The sequence below is a fragment of the Archangium violaceum genome (assembly GCF_016859125.1).
Taxonomy (GTDB): Bacteria; Myxococcota; Myxococcia; order Myxococcales; family Myxococcaceae; genus Archangium; species Archangium violaceum_A.
The window spans coordinates 3937256-3956254 of the sequence record NZ_CP069338.1 but is presented as its reverse complement, the minus strand read 5'-3'; the positions used below and the strand labels follow the sequence as shown (position 1 = coordinate 3956254).

Annotated in this window: 14 protein-coding genes; 9 read left to right on the top strand and 5 right to left on the bottom strand. The window is 66.9% G+C overall.

Going from position 1 to position 18999, the window contains the following annotated elements; translation table 11 throughout:
• Positions 1 to 19 precede the first annotated feature (19 nt).
• Both JQX13_RS17045 and JQX13_RS17040 read left to right on the top strand, forming a co-directional pair.
• Complete coding sequence (locus JQX13_RS17045; protein WP_203410058.1) at positions 20 to 1201, top strand: transposase; 1182 nt, start codon at positions 20 to 22, stop codon at positions 1199 to 1201.
• A 368-nt stretch (positions 1202 to 1569) separates the two neighbouring features.
• Positions 1570 to 1734: a hypothetical protein gene (locus JQX13_RS17040; protein WP_203410057.1), complete on the top strand. Its 165-nt coding sequence runs from the start codon at positions 1570 to 1572 to the stop codon at positions 1732 to 1734.
• A gap of 45 nt (positions 1735 to 1779) precedes the next feature.
• Here the strand turns inward: JQX13_RS17040 and JQX13_RS17035 are convergent, their stop codons facing one another.
• Positions 1780 to 2727, bottom strand: coding sequence for a phosphotransferase (locus JQX13_RS17035; protein WP_203410056.1), 948 nt, complete (start codon positions 2725 to 2727; stop codon positions 1780 to 1782).
• A 314-nt stretch (positions 2728 to 3041) separates the two neighbouring features.
• On the opposite strand from JQX13_RS17035, the gene JQX13_RS17030 reads away from it, so the two are divergent.
• Positions 3042 to 5453 carry a glycoside hydrolase family 6 protein gene (locus tag JQX13_RS17030; RefSeq protein WP_203410055.1) on the top strand — a complete coding sequence of 804 codons (2412 nt, stop codon included), beginning with the start codon at positions 3042 to 3044 and terminating at the stop codon, positions 5451 to 5453.
• Between the two features lie 583 nt (positions 5454 to 6036).
• A complete protein-coding gene (locus tag JQX13_RS17025; protein ID WP_203410054.1) occupies positions 6037 to 7422 on the top strand; it encodes an aldehyde dehydrogenase family protein in 1386 nt (461 codons plus the stop codon).
• A 43-nt stretch (positions 7423 to 7465) separates the two neighbouring features.
• On the opposite strand, the gene JQX13_RS17020 is transcribed toward JQX13_RS17025, so the two are convergent.
• The 3 genes from JQX13_RS17020 to JQX13_RS17010 are packed head-to-tail and all read right to left on the bottom strand — an operon-like array spanning position 7466 to position 11032.
• Positions 7466 to 8089: a GNAT family N-acetyltransferase gene (locus JQX13_RS17020; protein WP_239014794.1), complete on the bottom strand. Its 624-nt coding sequence runs from the start codon at positions 8087 to 8089 to the stop codon at positions 7466 to 7468.
• 26 nt (positions 8090 to 8115) lie between these two features.
• The gene (locus JQX13_RS17015) at positions 8116 to 8541 is read right to left on the bottom strand and encodes a thiol-disulfide oxidoreductase DCC family protein (RefSeq protein WP_203410052.1); all 426 of its coding nucleotides are present in this window, start codon (positions 8539 to 8541) and stop codon (positions 8116 to 8118) included.
• 52 nt (positions 8542 to 8593) lie between these two features.
• The gene (locus JQX13_RS17010) at positions 8594 to 11032 is read right to left on the bottom strand and encodes a helicase-related protein (protein ID WP_203410051.1); all 2439 of its coding nucleotides are present in this window, start codon (positions 11030 to 11032) and stop codon (positions 8594 to 8596) included.
• A 657-nt stretch (positions 11033 to 11689) separates the two neighbouring features.
• Between JQX13_RS17010 and JQX13_RS17005 the strand changes: the two genes are divergently transcribed.
• Entirely contained in the window at positions 11690 to 12172 is a 483-nt protein-coding gene (locus tag JQX13_RS17005) for a GNAT family N-acetyltransferase (protein ID WP_239014793.1), read from the top strand.
• Here JQX13_RS17005 and JQX13_RS17000 read toward each other — a convergent pair.
• Positions 12162 to 12818, bottom strand: coding sequence for a hypothetical protein (locus JQX13_RS17000; RefSeq protein ID WP_203410050.1), 657 nt, complete (start codon positions 12816 to 12818; stop codon positions 12162 to 12164). The two genes, JQX13_RS17005 and JQX13_RS17000, sit on opposite strands and share 11 nt — an antisense overlap.
• Before the next feature lie 1686 nt (positions 12819 to 14504).
• Here JQX13_RS17000 and JQX13_RS16995 point away from each other — a divergent pair.
• From JQX13_RS16995 to JQX13_RS16980, 4 genes are all read left to right on the top strand, one after another.
• Positions 14505 to 15440, top strand: a complete 936-nt coding sequence (locus JQX13_RS16995) for a LysR family transcriptional regulator (protein WP_203410049.1) — start codon at positions 14505 to 14507, stop codon at positions 15438 to 15440.
• 70 nt (positions 15441 to 15510) lie between these two features.
• Complete coding sequence (locus JQX13_RS16990) at positions 15511 to 17082, top strand: aromatic amino acid hydroxylase (protein ID WP_203410048.1); 1572 nt, start codon at positions 15511 to 15513, stop codon at positions 17080 to 17082.
• Between the two features lie 380 nt (positions 17083 to 17462).
• Positions 17463 to 18161, top strand: coding sequence for a hypothetical protein (locus JQX13_RS16985; RefSeq protein WP_203410047.1), 699 nt, complete (start codon positions 17463 to 17465; stop codon positions 18159 to 18161).
• Positions 18158 to 18640, top strand: a complete 483-nt coding sequence (locus tag JQX13_RS16980; RefSeq protein WP_203410046.1) for a hypothetical protein — start codon at positions 18158 to 18160, stop codon at positions 18638 to 18640. Before JQX13_RS16985 ends, JQX13_RS16980 begins: the two co-directional genes overlap by 4 nt.
• Positions 18641 to 18999: the final 359 nt, after the last annotated feature.

Genomic DNA, 18999 nt, shown 5'->3' with positions numbered 1-18999 from the left:
CGCCGCGACCGTTCCGGGAGTGGCAGCCGGAACGAGCAGCCGGGAGATTGAGAGGCGGTGCGAGACGGACATCGCCTTCCGCTACCTGACGGGAGGAGAGCAGCCGGACCACGACACGGTGTGCGCCTTCCGGGTGAGACACCTGGAGGCCTTCCGAGCGCTCTTCGTGGACACGCTGCGGGTGGCCCGCCAGTCGGGGCTCGAGAAGGTGGGGCACCTGTCGGTGGACGGCACGAAGATGAAGGCCAACGCCAGCAAGCACAAGGCCATGAGCTACGGGCGCATGGACGAGGCGATGAAGAAGCTGGACGAGCAGGTGGGGCGCCTGCTGGCGGAGGCCGAGGAGCTGGATGCACAGGAGGACGAGCGCCACGGCAAGGGACGGCGTGGGGACGAACTGCCCGAGGAGATGAAGAATCCAAAGAAGCGCGCCGAGCGGCTGCGGGAGGCGGCGCGCCAGGTGGAGGCGGAGAAGAAGGTGGCGCTGGCGGTGGAGAAGGAGAAGAGGCGGGAGAGGATTGGGCAGGCGAAGCAGGAGTTGGAGGAGCAGGCCAGGAAGAAGGCCGAGGCCGAGGGGAAGTCGCCCGAGGAGGCAAAGCCCGCGGAGAAGGCGCAGTACAACTTCACCGACCCCGAGTCGCGAATCATGCCCAAGGGAGGGGCCTTCCAGCAGTCCTACAACGCGCAGGTGGCGGTGGACGCGGACACGCAGTTGGTAGTGGCGCAGGAGGTGGGGCAGAGCAGCAGCGATGCACGGCAACTGGCGCCCATGGTGGAGCAGGTGGAGGCCAACACGGGGTTGGTGCCCGAGGAGCTGAGCGCGGACGCGGGTTACCTGTGCCAGGAGGACATTGAGAAGGTAGAGCAGAAGGGGGTGGAGTGCTTCGTGGCTGGCGGGCGCGACAAGCATGGAGAGGAGGCGCCGCCAGCGCCGAGAGGACGCCCGCCGGCGGGCCTGAGCTTCAAGGAGAGGATGAAGCGCAAGCTGTTGACGAAGCGGGGGCGCAAGGCGTACGCGCGGCGCAAGGTGACGGCCGAGCCGGTGATTGGACAGGTGAAGAATACAGTCCTGCCACGCTTCTCGTTGCGGGGGCTGGACAAGGTGCGAGGAGAATTCTCGCTGGCGTGTGCCGTCCACAACCTCAAGAAGATGTGGAAGCAGGGTTGGGCGCTGCCTGGCCTGGCCGAGCAGGCCGCGTAGCGGCGAGGTCGCCGCGAGGCGGCACGACGAGTGGGTCGCCTCTCCCTCCCCCATGACCTCTGGACCTGTGGCGCCATATGGCGCCTGCTATGCGCCACTGTCCCTCTGGCTGATTCCCCGACACGCTCCTAGCGGGGAAAGAAGCCTGGCCTCATTCACGTGCATCCGCACCGACATCGGCGACGCGGGCTCACCCGTGAATACATGGGCAACCAGTTCAACAGCGGAGCCCGAAGACCGGTGTTGAACTTCACAGTCGATAATTGAACACACCTCCGCGACAACCATTACAGGCGAACTCTCGCGGCCATGAAGCCCTGCCTCCCGCACGAGCTGGACCATGGAAGCATCTCGGCAGGGGGCGACAAGTGCACCTGCGACGCAAGTCCTACCTCGAGAGCGCCTCCGAGACGGAGCGCTGCGGCATCAATGATGTGCCCGGGCTCTCCGTGGGCTTGAGCCGCGACGGTATCAGCTTCTCGTTCACTGGCACGGACAGCGGCGACATGCGCGCCTTCTGGTGCGACATGTAATGGCCTGGCCCGGGGTGACCTCGGGCACCCCGCCCGCGGTCATCCTCAGCCCAACCCGCCCGCGAACGGCATCGTCCGCCAGCTCTGGAGCGAGGGCGCGAGCCCCTCGGCCAGCATCGGCAATTGCGGCACGAGGGCGTAGCAGGCAACCACCTGAAGCATCCGCGCGGCATCCATGACGCGCAGGACAGCCGGGTCGAGAGGCCGCACGCCTGCTCGCGCCGCCGCCGCGTCGTAGACGGCGGCACCTTCCGGACCGAGGAACGCGAGATCCCATTCGACCGGGCCAAGGTTCACATCCTCGAAGTCCGCGTAGCGCACTCCCGAGGTCGTGCGGATGATGTTGTACGACGGCGCATCCCCGTGGATTGGCTGGACGCCGGCCTTCGGGAACGCATTGGCGAAGCCCTCGCGCGATGAAAGCACGGGTCCAAGGACAGCCCACTCGCCCCGAGCCCGCTCGAGGTCCGCGGGAGCCAACAGCCCGGGGTTCTCCTCCAGAAGCGCCAAGCACGCGGGCACAGTCGCGGCGATGGGTGAGAGGAACGGGAGCTCGCCCGGGTAGTCGCGCAGCGCCGCGTGCAGGTCGGCCGCGAGCGCCGCTTCGGCGATGAAGTCCGGCTGGCGCGAGGTGTCGACGTCCACGAGCTCCCAGAACGTCATCGAAAAGCCCTCCCGCCGCACGGGCTCACGAGGGACGAGGGGACTCGGGCGCACGACCGGGAGCCCACGGTCCGCCAGCCATGCGACCACGGCCAATTCGCGCGCCTGACGCGCGACCTGCGGTGCCCCGTCGAACCCGGGCGGCAGCACCACGGGGACCCGGACCACCACGGGTGATGGCGCGAGGTGCACGACGACGGAGAAGACATCATGCAAGACCTTCGGGTCGGCCACGTCGAGTCCGAGCGCGCGGCCCGCACTCGTCGCCGCGGCAACGGCACGTGTCGTACGAGCCTTCAGCTCACTGGGGGTCAGATGCTCGATCGGCATTCCATCATCCTATCCAATAAAAACGTTTCGATCCGCTGAAGCATCAAGCGGGCCATGACGCGGCGCGACGGGCCCAAGACCATCGCTCACAGGACGACACATTCATTGCCATGAAGCGGTAAATTTCCCGCGACAGAAGTGAAAGCATTTCAATTCACTCCCGCGTCGAGCACGGGGCTCGGCTTTGTTCGTCGATGAACAGACACCAATGAAAACGTTTTCATTGCCAAGTCTTTCAGGCTTCAAGTATCTTCCTGACTAGAAGCGATTTCCCATTCTTGGGAGTCGTTGGAATTTCCAATCAGGAGGGAAGTATGCAACGAACGCGTCCAAGGACCCGCGCCCTGGCTCTGGCCCCCCTCTCATTCCTGCTCCTGGCACTCTGGGGAGGCGTCGCAGCCGCTCAGACGCATGTGGACAACCCGTTCGAGGGATCAACCGCCTACGTCAACCCCGACTACGCGGCGCTGGTTGACACCTCGATCGCCAAGACGACCGACAGCGCCCTGGCCGCGAAGATGCGCACGGTCAAGAAGTACCCGACCGCTGTCTGGCTCGACCGCATCGCGGCGGTTCACGGCGGCAGCGCGAACGGCGGCCGCAAGGGTCTGCGAGACCACCTGGACCTGGTGCTGGCGCAGAAGAAGGCTGGCCAGCCCATCACCGCGACCTTCGTCATCTACGACATGCCGGGCCGGGACTGCGCGGCGCTGGCGTCCAATGGTGAGCTGCCCCTGTCCGAGGAAGGTCTGCAGCGCTACAAGACCGAGTACATCGATGTCATCGCGTCCATCTTCGCCGATCCGAAGTACAAGGACATCCGGATCATCACGGCCATCGAGCCGGACGGCCTGCCGAACCTGGTGACCAACCTGAGCGACCCTGAGTGCGCCCAGGCCAACTCCAGCGGCATCTACGTGGCGGCCGCGCAGTACGCCCTGAACAAGCTGCACGCCATCCCCAATGTCTACACCTACCTGGACATCGCCCACTCGGGCTGGCTGGGCTGGGACGACAACCGTCAGCGGGTCATCGCGCTCTACACCAACGTGGTGGGCGGGACGACGGCCGGACTGGCCAGCGTCGATGGCTTCGTGACCAACATCTCCAACTACACGCCCCTCGTGGAGCCGCACCTGGTGGACCCGAACGTGACCGTCGGCGGGCAGCAGCTCAAGTCGGCGAAGATCTACGAGTGGAACCCCCACTTCGACGAGAGCGACTTCACGGCGGCCCTCTACACCGGCTTCACGGCCGCGGGCTGGCCGGCCAACATCGGCTTCCTCATCGACACCTCGCGCAATGGCTGGGGCGGACCCAACCGTCCGACGGGTGCGTCCGGCAGCACGGTGGACGCGTACGCCGACTCCGGCCGCGTCGACCGGCGGGGCCACCGGGGCCTCTGGTGCAACCACAGCGGCGCCGGCATGGGTCAAGCGCCCCAGTCCGCTCCGTCTGGCTATACCGCCTCGCACCTGGATGCGTTCGTCTGGATCAAGCCGCCGGGCGAGTCGGACGGCGCGAGCAAGGAGATTCCGAACGACGAGGGCAAGGGCGCGGACCCGATGTGCAACCCGGACTACATGACGAAGTACAACATGAAGACCGGGGCCCTGCCGGACGCGCCGCTGTCCGGCCACTGGTTCCACAACCAGTTCGCCATGCTGGTCCAGAACGCGTATCCGGCCATCCCGCCGACCACCGGTGACAATGACCCGCCCTTCACCCCGACGGGCCTGACGGCCACTGCGGGGAACCAGCAGGTGACGCTCAGCTGGACCGCCGCGCTCGGTGCGACGAGCTATACCGTCAAGCGGGGCACGGCCAGCAACGGACCGTTCGTGGCGGTGAGCACCGTGACGGGTACGAGCTACACCAACACCGGGCTGACCAATGGGACGACGTATTACTTCGTGGTCAGCGCGTCCAACGCCAACGGCGAGAGCGCCAACACCAGCGCGGTCTCGGCGACTCCGGGTGAGCAGGTCCTGGCCGCGCCCACCGGTCTGCTCGCAACGGCGACCAGCTCCAGTCAGATCAACCTGAGCTGGACGGGTTCCACGGGTGCCACCGGTTACAACCTCTACCGCTCCACCTCGCCGAACGTGGCGCTGACCGCGGCGAACCGGGTGGGGAGCAGCACCACCACCAGCTTCACCGACACGGGCCTGACGCCCAACACGACCTACTACTACAAGGCGACGGCCTTCAATGCCTCCCTCGAGTCCGCCGGCTCGAACGAGGTCTCCGCCACGACGCAGAACGTCAGCACCGGCGCCCTCTCCGTCCTCTACCGCGATGGGGACAACAACGCCCCGACCAACAACCAGCTCCGGCCCCACCTCCGGGTGAAGAACGGCGGCACCACGCCGGCCAACCTGACGGAGGTCAAGGCCCGGTACTACTTCTCGCTGGAGAGCCCGGCCACCCTGCAGGTCAACTGTGATTGGGCCGTCCTGGGCTGCACGAACCTGAGCTTCCAGTTCGTCCAGCTGGCCTCTCCGCGGCCTGGCGCCACCCACTACCTGGAGGTCGGCTTCGCCAGCGGCACGCTGGCGGCGGGCCAGGACACGGGGGACATCCAGCTCCGCGTGAACACGTCGAACTGGGCGAACTTCAACGAGGCGGATGACTACTCGTTCAAGGCCGGGCAGACGGCCTATGGCGAGAACACGAGCATCACCGTCTACCGGAACGGCACGCTGGCCGGAGGCATCGAGCCGTAGTGGATTGAATTCGAGGCCCCCGGCCGTCATACGGCTGGGGGCCTCCCCTCTTGTGCGACTGGGATGGGATTGCCCGACTCCCGGACAGTTTGTCGCGGTAGCACGCCACGGGATGCAGGATTGACCGGCCCCGGGGACAAAGCACCGCCTTCGCGAGTGACACACGAGTCATCATCGCGGTGGGGCTCGCGGGCTGTGGCCCGAGTGTTCAGGTGGAGGGCGAGTGCAGCGTACTGCCGGATGAACGGCTGATACCCGCTTGTGAGGTGTTCCTCGAGAACCAGCGGCGCTATGGTACCCGACGAGAACACGCCGCTGGAGAGAAGCCGCTACAACTCGCTGGTGCTCGGCCTCCTCCCCCCCGCGGAGATTCCCGCCGACCAGGTGGATGAGTACTGCGAGTAGGCCTAGGCAGACGCTCCCGCGGAAGGTTGTTCCGCCCCCTCAGACAATGAGCGGTGAACAGTGCCTGGGCTCGTCCACGCCGTCCCGGCGCTCCAGCCGTCCACGAGCGAACGCACGGAAGGCGGCTCGCGAGGCTCCACCCGGGTCGACACTCCTCCGGAGCATTACCTTGCCGACCATGACCACCCTGACTGTCGACAATCCGTACACGGGCGACGTCGCCTGCTCCGTGCCCCTCGCGGACGAGGCGACCGTGAACACCGTGCTCGATCAGGCCCGGGCCGCCGCCCGGGCCGCGCGAGCCACCTCCCTCGCCCAGCGCAAGGACTGGTGCGAGCGCATGGTCGCCTCCATGGAGGCGCGGGCGGACGCCATCGCCACGGACATCACCCGGATGATGGGCAAGCCGCTCGCCCAGGCGCGGGGCGAGATTCGCGGCATGGCCGAGCGGGCCCGCTACATGATCTCCATCGCGGACACGGCGCTGGCGGACATCGTGCTGCCGCCCAAGGTGGGCTTCGAGCGCCGGATCGTCAAGGAGCCGCTGGGGGTGGTGGTGGACCTGCCCGCGTGGAACTACCCGCTGCTCACCGCAGTGAACGTGGTGGTACCGGCGGTGCTGGCGGGCAACGCGGTGGTGGTGAAGCACTCGCCGCGCTCGCCCCTGTGCGGGGAGCACTTCGCCCGGGCCTTCGCCGAGGCCGGAGCGCCCCCCCACCTCGTCCAGGCGATGCACTGTGACCACCCCACCAGCGAGCGCATGATGGGTGACGCACGGGTGGACCATGTGGTGTTCACCGGCTCGGTGTACGGCGGACAGCGGCTCACGTTGGCGGGCGCCACGCGCTTCCGGCACATGGGGCTGGAGCTGGGCGGGAACGATCCCGCCTACGTGGCTCCGGACTGTGACTTCGAGAAGACGGTGGAGAACATCGTGGACGGCGCCATGTACAACGCGGGCCAGAGCTGCTGCGCGGTAGAGCGCGTCTACGTGCATCGCTCGCTCTACAAGCGCTTCACCGAGGCGTGCGAGGCGCTGGTGCGAGGGTACGTGCTCGGCGATCCGATGAGCGACCAGACGACGCTGGGGCCCATCGCGCAGCCCAACCACCCGTTGGAGCTGGAGCAGCTCGTGGAGGACGCCCGCGGCAAGGGGGCTCGTGTGCTCGTGGGCGGCAAGCGGACCCAGGTGGACGGCAAGGGCCGCTTCTTCCAGGCCACGCTCCTCACGGAGATGAATGACTCGATGCGGCTGATGCGGCAGGAGTCCTTCGGGCCGCTGCTGCCCATCGCGCCCGTGGACTCGGACGAGGAAGCGCGCGCGAAGATGAACGACTCGGAGCTCGGCCTGACCGCGAGCGTCTGGACGAAGGATCGCGATCGCGCGGCCCGCTTCGCGACGCAGCTCGAGTTCGGCACCGTCTACATGAACCGGTGCGACTCGGTGGATCCAGCGCTGCCATGGATTGGCGTGAAGAACTCGGGCCGGGGACACAGCCTGAGCGCGCTGGGCTTCGATCAGCTCACCCGGCCCAAGTCCATCCACTTCCGGCTGTCATTCTAATGTTGGAAACCGCGCCCGTATCGACTCCGCCGTGGAGATGTGATCAACCGCGCTTCGCCGTAGGGCACCAGAAGTACGTGGTGCCCACGGCTCCCGCCACGGTGAGCCGCTGGAAACCCAGATGCTCATAGAACCGCAGTGCCCGGGTATTGTCGTTGCCCGTGCCCAGATGCAGCGAGGGCGCGCCCGCGGCAGCCACCGCGGAGAGGAAGGTCTCCACGAGGCGCCGGCCGTACCCGGCCCCCTGAACATGGGGGAGCAGGTCGACATGCAGGTGCGCCGGGTGGGGGGCCAGCTCGGGCGCGAGCATCCACTCGGGATGGTGCAGCGTGGCGATCAGCCGCTCGTCCGCGGTGCGGGCCGGCTCGACCGGGGGAGGATGCCGGCCCGCCACGCGCGGCAGCCACCGGGCCCGCCAGGCCTCCACGAAGGCCTGCGTGTCGGCGGTGCCGAGCACGTACCCCACCGCGCGTCCGCCCTCATCGACCACGAACGCCAGGTGCGGCTCGAGCTCGAGGTAGGGGCCGGCGTAGACGTCGGGCAGCAGCTCGTCGCTCCGGTAGAGGCCCCGAGCATCCTGACCCGCCGCGCCCGTGCGCACGCAGATGTCATACACGGCGTCCCGGTCATCCGGGCGGTAGGGACGAATACGAAGGGAGGGGCTCATGGCCGCCGAGCCTACCCTGAACCGGCTCAGAGGAACCGCGCGCGCAGCTCCGGCGTGGGCATGCGGCACGCATCCGCCTTGCCGAACCATCGGTAGCGGTTGCGCGCGATGAATCGGTAGACGGCATCGCGGAGGGGCGTGGGGACGACCACGAAGACGTAGAACAGCTTCCACGCTCCGGGTAGCTTCCGGGCCACGCGCAGGGCCGCGCTGGAGCGCTCATACACGCGCCCGTCCTCCACGAGGATGAAGCTCTGGGGGTCGGCCTCCGGCACGCGTCCCAGGGGGGCGAGCAGCACCGCGGCCTGGGTGGACTGGAGCGCCGCGAAGCGGAAGCGCGCCGAGGGGTCCCGGTCGATGATGAAGTTCACGACCCCATTACAGAGATTGCAGACGCCGTCGAAGAGCACCACCGGGGTGTCCTGCCCCGGTCCCTTTTTCGCCTCGCTCATGACCCACCTCCAGCCAGGGCACTCGTAACAGTCTGGCGAGAGGGCCACCAGCCTATACGCCCCCCTCCCCTGCCCCACTCCTCCGGGGCTTCTGGTGCGCGCCAGCGTGAGCCGGTTGCCCACTGGCTCCACTCTTGTCGGGAGCCATCGCCGGCGATTTCCCTCTCCGCCGTCGCCGCCGCCTCTTCAACGGAGCGTTCCCGGACGGACCTCCGAGCTCTCGCAGAACCCGTGTGCGAACATCGCTCTCCAGACGCAGCTCCTGCATGAGCGTTTGCACCTGCCGAGCGCCGTGCGGGTGGCGCAGCGCCTCGCCGAGCCGCTCGACGATGTCGACCCGCAGTGCCACGGGACCGAGCACCTCATACCCGAAGGCTCGCGCATCCCGGCCGCCGAGCTCCGCGACGCCGAGCACCGGTTCTCCCGGAACCCCGTTGGGTGCTGGACTCCGCTGGAACAGCGCCGTCAGCATGCAGCGCCTTTCGAGCGCATGCGGTGCGAGCGCCTCGGCGACGTAGAGGAAGCGCTGTCCCTCGCGGACCCCCAGCGACCTCAAGCGCTCTCGTGCCTCATCGTCCAGGAGCCGCCACTGCTCGCGCGCCTCACCTCGGGAAATCACGCCCAGACCCTCGGCCAGACGGTAGGCGAGGCCGCGTGTCGCCGCGGAGCGGTCCGCTCCGGAAAGGGCCTCGGCTGGAAAGCCTCCCATGGCCTCGGTGACGAGATCCCTCGCCAGCGCCACCAGACGGCGCTCGAGCCGCCGCCGCGCGCCTCCGGTCCAGACCTCCGGCTCCGTGAGCGCCAGCTGCGGTGAGCGCCGGTCCGTCCCGCGAACCAGACGGGCCAGCGGCTGCCCTTCGAACGAGATGTTTCCCAACGCGTCCACCACGAAGGCCTCATGCGTCGCGTCGACCACCCGCTGGACGAACTGCTCCTCCGTCATCGCGGCGCCGTCAGCGCCCGGCACCTCCCCCAACAGGGACCCCAACCTGGCGAAGGGACTGTCCGACCGGGTCGCGGGCTGCGCGGTGGCTCGCACGAACCGGCGCGCACTCCGCCGCGCGGCCCGTTGCACGAAGCGCTCCACGAGCCGCTCATGAAGAGCATCGCCCAACGCGTCCTCGATGCGGCGGGTGCGCTCCTGCCAGTACTCGGCCTCGTGCAGCCAGCTCGAACGATGACTGATATAGGTCCAGATGCGGATGGCCGCCAACCGGTCCATCAGGGTGTGGATGTCTCCGGCGACATCATCGAGCGGAGACACCTGTTTGGACAGCCAGGCCTGCTCCAGCTTCCCATCCCCCTCGGAGAGCTGAAGGAAGGTCTCACGCAGCAGCGCGACGTGCTGACCGAAGAGACCCTTGCGGAAATCCGGAATCTGGCAGACCTGCCACAGCAACTCGACGCTGGCCCGGTCGGTGGCGACCTCTCGAATGGCTGGAACGTGTGAGAGTTCCTTCAGCGCATCGAAGTCATCCGCGCGTTCCACCCGGATGAAGGCACTGTGGCGCGGAGCTCGCGACAACGAATCCAGCAGGGACTCCGGGCTCGAGAAATCGAGCGCTTCATTACGCCAGATGAGACTGCGTACCGCCGGGAACCGGTGTGCCTCGATGGCCGAGGTCACCCGCGGATGCAGGTCGGGCAGCGTGTTCAGGGTGCCGAAAGTCCCGTCATTCAGATGGCGCCCCGCGCGGCCCGCGATCTGGGCCAGCTCGTCCGGGAAGAGCTCGCGCTGCTCGGCACCGTCGTACTTGGAGAGCGCCGCGAAGGCGACGTGGTTGAGGTCGAGGTTGAGACCCATCCCGATGGCATCCGTGGCCACGAGGTACTGGACCTCTCCGGCCTGATACATCGCCACCTGGGCGTTCCGCGTCCTGGGGGAGAGCGCGCCCAGTACCACGGCAACCCCGCCACGCAGACGGCGCAGCGACTCGGCGAGCTCGTACACGCGGTCCGCGGAGAACGCGACCACGGCCGAGCGCGGAGGAAGGCTCTTCAGGGAGCGCCGCCCGGAATAGCGAAGCTGGGACAGGCGGGTGGCGCGCTTCACCGAGGCATGGGGGATGAGCGCCTGGACCATCGGCCGCATCGTGTCCGCGCCGAGGAACCAGGTCTCCCGGCGCCCACGCGCATGGAGCAATCGGTCGGTGAAGACGTGCCCGCGTTCGCGGTGGGCGGCGAGCTGGATTTCATCCACGGCGAGGAAGTCGACCGGTCGATCGGTCGGCATCGCCTCGACCGTGCAGATCCAGTAGTCGGGGCGCGGCGGCAGGCGCTTCTCTTCCCCGGTCATCAGGGCGACCCGCCCCTCGCCCACTCGAGCGGTCACCCGGTCGTAGACCTCACGAGCGAGCAGACGGAGCGGCAGACCCATCATGCCCGTGTCGTGCTCGAGCATGCGCTCGATGGCGCGGTGGGTCTTCCCCGTATTCGTAGGCCCCAGCTCCGCCACGACGACGGACGGCCGGCTGGATGGGCTGGAGTTCATCGGCGAAGTCTAACCTCAAGCATAGCCGTCCGCCCTGGGGGCTGGCCCACCAGGTGACCAAGCACGGCGTGCACAAGCGGGGAGACGGGCCGGGCCCGGAGGAGGCGAACAGAAGGATGGGGCCAGGATGCTATCGGTGGTGCTGATAGGAAGGATGTCGATGTAACGTCCCTCGTAACGTCCTTCGAGGAGTCCCCACTCCACCCCTTCGCCGATAACCATGGGACTCGACGCGACTATGATGTGCACCTGCTGGGCCGAGCGGCGGATTCCCGCGCCGCCGTTCGTCGACCTCCTCCTCATGGGCGAGGATGGATATCTGACGCTCTCGGTTCCCTACGAAGGGAACGAACCCACCGTCCGCTCACCCAGAGCACCCGGGCCACCCCGTGCCCTCCCGACATCCCCTCCACCCTGCGTGTCCCCTCCCCCACGGTAGAGTACCGTCCCGTGAGAGGGAACCCCTGGCCGGAGGCGTCCTCCCTTCGTCACGGAGCACTTCTCAAACGCTGGATACCACGGGCTCACGCCCCTCGCGCGGAGAGGAATGTCATGCGGATACCCACGCTGGAAACAGAGCGGCTGCGAATACGTCCACTGGTGATGGATGATCTGGAGGCATGCCACCGGCTCTATGTCGACATCGATTGAGTAGACATGAAGCTGAGTGAAGAGGCGAATCGGGAGCAGCGCCGTCAATGGCTGGAGTGGACCGTCCGCAGCGAGGAGCAACTGGCCCTCCTGCACCAACCGCCCTACGGTGACCGTGCGGTGGTGCTCAAGGACGGCGGTTCCTTCGTTGGCCTGGTGGGTCTCGTGCCGTTGTTGGCCCCGTTCGGCCAGCTGCCCAGCTTTGGCCGGGTCGAAGGCGCGCGGTCCTCACCCGAGGTCGGCCTCTTCTGGGCCATCTCACCGCGCTTTCAGCGAAAGGGGTACGCCACGGAGGCCGCTCGCGCCCTGGTGCAGTACGCCTTCGGGACCTTGAAGCTAAGTCGGATCGTCGCGGGCACCGAGCGCGGAAACAGCGCCTCGATGGCCGTGATGCGTCACCTGGGAATGCGCCTCGAAGAGAACCCATTCCCAGAGCCCCCCTGGTTCCAGGTCACCGGGCGCCTGGAAGCCAGCGAGGTCATCTCGTAGGTGGCGGATGGTGCTCTTGCGGAGGAGTGAAGACCGGCATCGCCGCTGGCTCCAACCACGACTCCGTTTCCTCGAAGTGCCCGTCCTCGTCCTCATCGACCCAGATACGAACACGAAACCAATCCCCCTCAGCAAATACGGTTCGCAGCCTGTCGAAAGTGCCGTTATAGTTCGTGTCGTCGAAGAACCGACCATTTCCGTCTTGTTGAGCGAGCCACTCCGGTCGACCATCCTGGTCGGAGTCAACTGCGGTAACCATCGTTCCATCTGGCAAATCATCCGCAATTGCCCCCGGGCGCCCATTCCCATCGTCATCTATTACCATGCGCCGACGACCGTCGGCAAAGACATATTCCGCCCATCCATCGGCCTTGCGTTCGAGCACTCCCTGGTGCGTCGGCGCTCCGAACTCGTCATATAGCCGAAGCATCTCCGCAGTTGCATGGGCCCTCCATCCCATCCGTTTCTCCGCGACTACAAATCCAGAAGGGACACATCCGGCAAGGGCGAGAACCCAAACCACCGCAACCACCATGAACGGACGGATGATCATTGACACATGGAGGGCTTTGCATTGCAACCGTTTGGCAGCGTTGGACTCGAAGTGCAGGGCATATCGTTCGTTCGACTGGCCCCCGTCGGACATTTCTCGCAGCAATAGAATTCACCCCCTCCGCTACTCTCTATCCGTTGGCCGGCACAGTCATAGTCAACAATCCCCTTGCACTTCTCACACGACTTGATTGTAAGGATACCTCCATGACAAATCCCGGCACTTGGGCACTGCACCGAGTCAAGCTTCTGCTGGACGCCACACTTTCGCCTTTCCTCAGATGTCCCAGCACATCGGGCACAGTTCTCGTTCGCTGTCGGGGATGGATTGGACAGCGCATGCGTGCGACATCCTGAACAATACAGCGAACACGCATAGACCTGGTCCTTCGGGTCACCCTCCTGATGATTCACGCCTGAACTCGCCGCCTGACGAAGCGACAGCCCCTCAACGGGGCAAGCTACGGACCAAGGACCAAAACTCGTCATTTCGCGCCTTTAAGGAACACGGGAACAGTTGATGACAACTCGGATCATGGACACCGTCCGGGAGACGAGACGGCATTGAGCGGCAACCCAATGCTGGGTGATACGAACAGAGAGAACGCAAATGAAGCGTTTCCCTGGTTCGACGTCGAGGCGGCATCAAGGTTCGCGCGGAACGCGAGCAGTTCGATCCAACGCTCATGAACCCGGGCAACAGCTCCGCCATTTCCGGGGGCGATGGGCGAGTCGGAGATGAGTTCCCTCCTCTCAAGCGAAAGCCACGTATCCCGCGACGACGATCATGCATGTTCCGAACGTCCAGCCCTGGATGCGCATCGCGCGCTCGCTACGGAAGCGTCCCAGAATGAGTTTCCCTCCGTAGCTCCACGGGAAGTGGCACGCAGCGCGCAGTCCGTGTACAGCCCGTCGCTCGCGAAGAAGCTTCGCTCGCCCTCGGATCTGCGGAAGGTTCGACTCCTCCATGACACACCGAAGGACGGGTGGCGACGCTGGCTGGATGGCGCGGGAGTCGGTGGGGTGGATGCGGAGGCCGGGCCCGCGTTCAACGATGCGGGGCGACTCCAGGCCCGAGGATATATAGGGCGCCTGTTGACACGAGCGCCCGGTCGGCCGGGGTTCGAAGCCAGCGCGCACTCCCAGCGGAGGACAAGTTCGCTCGTGGTCTCGTTGCGCGCCATCCGCGCGCCATCGGCCCCTGCCTACGTTCACCCCTCGCGATGAACCAGGATGGGCATCCTCGGCCCGTAGGGATCCCCATCCATGAAAACAGTGACCCGGCTCGTCGTTCCGCTGTTGCTCGCCACCACCACCGGCTGTGCCTCCATGCAGAAGCGATTCAACGCCGTCCATCCCGGCATGTCCTCGCAGGGAGTCGTCGAGACGATGCACGCAGGCCCCACCCGCGCTCAGGAGTTCAGCGATGGCTCCACCGCCTGGTACTACGGAGAGGACCACTGCGTGCTGATCCGCGAGGACAAGGTCGTCGCCAAGGAGCGCACGGAGGAGCACACCTCGATGAACGCCGGCCTTGTCTCCCTCCAGGAGTCCCGCAGGGCCCTGTGCGCACCCGAGGGCATGGCCGAGCAGCGCAGCGAGCAGACGATCAAGACTCCTGTCGGCACGTTCAAGGGAACCATCGATCCCAACGCCGTCAAGGAGAAGGTCATCGAGACAAGGTCATCGAGACCAAGAACAACCTGGTGGGTGACTCCCCGAAGTAGGAGCGAACACCCCAGGGATCAGGCTCGCCGAGGTGGTGTAAGGATGAACCCCGATGCCCCCACGCAAGCTCCCGCGTCACCTCGTCTGGCTCGAGTCCTTCGCGGCCTCCGTCGAGTCCGGCAGCCTCGAAGGCGCCGCCGAGCACCTCGGCGTGGCCCGCTCCGTCGTCAGTGAGCACATCCGCGCCCTCGAGGAGGCCCTCGCCGATGGTCAGCCCCTCCTCGAGCGCGGCCCCGGCCGCCGACTCCACCTCACCGCCCGCGGAGAGAAGCTCTACGAGGGCACCCAGACGCCCCTGCACCAGCTCGACCTCAAGCGCCTGCGCGACCTCGCCAGCGCCGAGTCCAGCCTTCGCATGGGCCTCAACCCCACCCTCTCCAACTTCCTCCTCGCTGGCATCGCCGGAGACGTGGCCCAGGCCCACATCAAGCTCGAGGTCAGCTTCGGCGGCACCTTCGACCTCGTGCGTCAGGTGCAGACGCGCCAGCTCGACCTGGCCGTGGACTTCACCCCGCTGCCTCCCCACCGCGGCGTCGAGGCCGAGTCCCTCCTGCACCTGCCCTTCGTCGTCCTCGCCGGCCCCCAGAGCGAGCTGGCCTCCCGCCACGCCTCCCGCCGCGCCCTCCACGTGCGCGACCTGGAGGGCCAGCCCTTCGTCGACTGGCAGCGGGACGACCCCTACGGCGGCGCCAACAGCGCCCGCTTCGCCGCCCATGACGTCACCGTGCGCGAGGTGTCCCGCGTGCAGAGCTTCCTCCACCTCTTCGACCTGCTGCGCGCCTACCGCGCCTGCGCCATCGCTCCGGACCTGCGCCTGCTGCGCTCCTTCCCCGAGGACCTCTTCGTCTGGGCCCTGCGCGAGGAGGACCCCCAATCCGTCGAAGTGGTGGCCCTCCGTCCCTCGGGCGGCCCCGGCTCCGAGGCCGCTCAAATCGTCCTCGCCGGACTGCGTCAACGCCTCGCGTCGAAACGGCGGAAAAGCGACTAAGACGTCGGTTTTTATCGGATTTCCGTCGGGGGCTTCCGTCCTTAGAATTTCATGAAACGGAGAAGCCACGATGACGCCCACCGAACGGACCATCGCCCGCCTGCCCGCGCATCTGCGCCGCTACGTCGTCAGCCAGGACTACGAGGCCTACACGCCGAGGGACCAGGCGGTGTGGCGCCACATCCTCCGCCAGCTTCGCAGCCACCTGGGCGACAAGGCGCACCCCGTCTACCTCGAGGGACTGGAGGCCACCGGCATCGGCGTGGAGCGCATCCCCAGCCTGGATGAAATGAACGAGAAGTTGTCCAAGCTGGGCTGGGCCGCGGTGAGCGTGCGCGGCTTCATCCCGCCCGCTGTCTTCACCGAGCTGCAGTCCCTGGGCGTGCTGGCCATCGCGGCCGACATCCGCACCCACGAGCACATCCAGTACACGCCGGCTCCGGACATCGTCCATGAGAGCGCCGGCCACGCCCCCATCATCGCCAACGCGCGCTACGCCGAGTACCTCAAGCGCTGCGGGCTGGTGGGCTTCAAGGCCATCGCCACCGTGGAGGACGAGGCCGTCTTCCAGGCCATCCGCAACCTCAGCGTGGTGAAGGAGGACCCCACCGCGACGGCGGAGGAGATCGCCCACGCCGAGGCCCGCCTGGAGGCCGCCAACCAGAGCCGCCGCTACGTCAGCGAGAGCACTCGCGCCTCGCGCCTCTACTGGTGGACGGCCGAGTACGGGCTGATCGGCGACCTCGAGCGCCCGCGCATCTACGGCGCCGGCCTGCTCTCGAGCATCGGCGAGGCGAAGCACTGCCTCACCTCCGAGGTGAAGAAGGTGCCGCTGAGCCTCGTGTGCGCGGACACCGAGTACGACATCACCCGCATGCAGCCCCAGCTCTTCGTGGCCCGGGACTTCGAGCACCTCTTCGAGGTGCTGGCCGAGTTCGAGGCCACGCTCGCCTGGAAGCGCGGCGGTGACTACGGCCTGAAGGAGGCCATCAACGCGCGCACGGTGAACCACCTGGTGCTGTCGGATGGCCGGGAGATCACCGCCCGCGTGGTGGAGGCCCTGCCGGGCGCCCGTCCCGTGGCCGAGGGGCTCTCCAGCGCGCTGGTGCGGCTGGAGGGACCGGTGATGGTGTCGCGCGAGGGCAAGGCCGAGGGTAAGCCGTGGCCGGGCCTGGCGCTGGTGGCGTTCGGCGCCGGGGAGCTGCCGGACCGGGGGCCCTTCAACGTGGAGCTCGCCAGCGGCCTGAAGCTCCAGGGCTTCGCGGTGGGCGGGGGCGAGGTGCTCAACCTGCGCGGCGAGCTGGACGGCCGCCCCGTGGAGCTGCCGAGCGTGGCGCAGCTCTTCCTCAGCCAGGGGCTGCCCTCGGTGGCCGGTGGCCCCGCGGACCCGGGCGCGTGGGACCGCTGGTTCGGCGAGCTCAATGCCTTCGCCGAGGGCGAGGGCGAGGCCAAGGCCCGCGCGAAGAAGGCCACGGCCCTGCACCCGTCGCTCGCGGCGCTCTACCGCGAGGTGCGCACCCTGCGCGAGTCCAGGTCCGTGAAGCTCGAGCGCCTGGAGCAGCTCGCCCGCGCCGCCACCGACTTCAAGGATGACTGGCTCCTCGCCGTCGAGGTCGCGGAGCTGCGCGAGGCGTGCGCCTAGCACCGCAGAAGCCTGGCAGGCACCGAGGGCCTGATTCCCCTCCAGGGGGGAGTCAGGCCCTTCTTGCGTTCAGGCGAGAGGCTCTCTCCACACGGGCTTCGTCTCCACCACGAGGCCGGGGGCCGTCACATCCGCGCCGGGCGGACTCGCTCTCCCATGGACGTCGTCGTCAGCACCCGAACAGGTGCACTCGACCTGTGGAGTGGTGGGCCGAGAGGAACTCGGAGGAATGCATGCTGGGTGGTCCGCGGAGAGACAGAAAGGAACGTGCGCCTGCCGCACCGGATGAAACGCTCCCTCCTGGAGACGCCCAACCGGAGGGCACCCAACCGGGCGCGGAGGACTCGACGAAGAAAAGTCCGGAGTCCCATCCGGTCGCCATGGTCTTGACGCCCATCGCCACATTCCTCGCGATCCTGGCCATCCCCCTCTATGTCGCGGGAGCGCGCTACCGCTCCAGCTACTACAAGGGATTCGCCATCCCCGTCGAGGAAATGGACCTCCCCATCTACGAGACCCTGCTGAATGGGGCGGAGGTGATGCTCCTTCCCGTCCCATCGTTGGCCCTGGCCGTCCCGGCGATCATCCTCCTCACCTTTCTCCTGAACCAGTTGCTCAAGACCCACCGGGTGTGGGGCATCGGCACCTTCATCGTGGTCTTCCTTCTCATTGGCTCCACCATGTTCCACCTGGGCGGCATGCTCGGGAACAAACACTCCCGGCGTGACATGCAGAAGGACAAGACCGCCCTCCCCGACGTCACCCTCGAGCTCGTCACGCCCGCGCAATCGGAGGCGGAGAGGGAAATCGATGGGAAGTCGCACCGGCTGGTCGCTCACGTGAACGGCCACTACTACATCTTCGACGCCATCGAGACACCGACGCGCTACGAGGACAAGCAAACCATCAACCAGCTCTTGCTGGATTACGGCGTGGCGTTGAAGCCTCCCGAGGAGATGAAGATGAACGTCACGATGTATGTGATTCCCGATTCACGGGTGAGACACGCCCGCATCGTGCGGCCCGTCGGCTTCTCACCCGAGATCATCAATGGTGTTGACGCGAGGGCCGCGAAATGAAGGGGTGGACGCTCGTCTTGTCTGTGTTGCTCGGCGCCTCAGCCGCCTGGGCCGACACCCTCTTCCTGGCCAACAACAGCTCACTGAACGGCCATGCGGGCTATGAGAACGGCCGCTTCTCGCTGGAGGCCCGGTTCCAGGGGGAGGCGGACCCCTCGGAGCCGCTGTTCTTCGAGTCGGAGGCCGTGTCCAGGGTCGAGCTCAACGACAACACCCTGAACATGGGCAAGCGGAACACCCTGCTGTACCCGCTGGCCCGGTTCGGGTTGCTCGCCCCTGTCGAGCAGCCCGAGACCGAAACCAACGAGACCGAGACCGACCCGCCGCTCCTCCCCGTCAGGGTGGTGAAGAGGAACGGGACCGTGGTGCACGGCCAACTGGTCGGCTTCTCGGAAGAGCACGTGATGCTCGTCGATGAGGACGGGAGCGAGGTGACCCTGCCGCGCAGCACGGTCAGCTCGGTGATCCCCAACAGGTAGCGGACACCGGAGCGGGAGGGGCGCTCCGGACGTCCGTGCGTCTATTTCCGACAGTGTGACACCTGTGCGTCATATGCCCGCCTGACGCACAACGTGAAGAGGCCCAGGCCCCTGCCGCGCACCTGATGGGAGCGCGGCCTGGGCAGGCGTGTACACCTAGGGGGCTGCGCGGCCTCTGAACAGGCCGGGCGCACAACTCGGGCGGCCCTCCTCGGCCCCTCCGCTCCAGCCCACGCCTTCAACAGGCCTCCCATCCTTCTTGTGCATGGTCCTGGTAGAGTGGACATCTGGCTCATTCAAACTCCGTGCTGGTCGTGGGGGGCACATGCCGGTGAGTGCGAAACGAGAAGGTCGTGTGG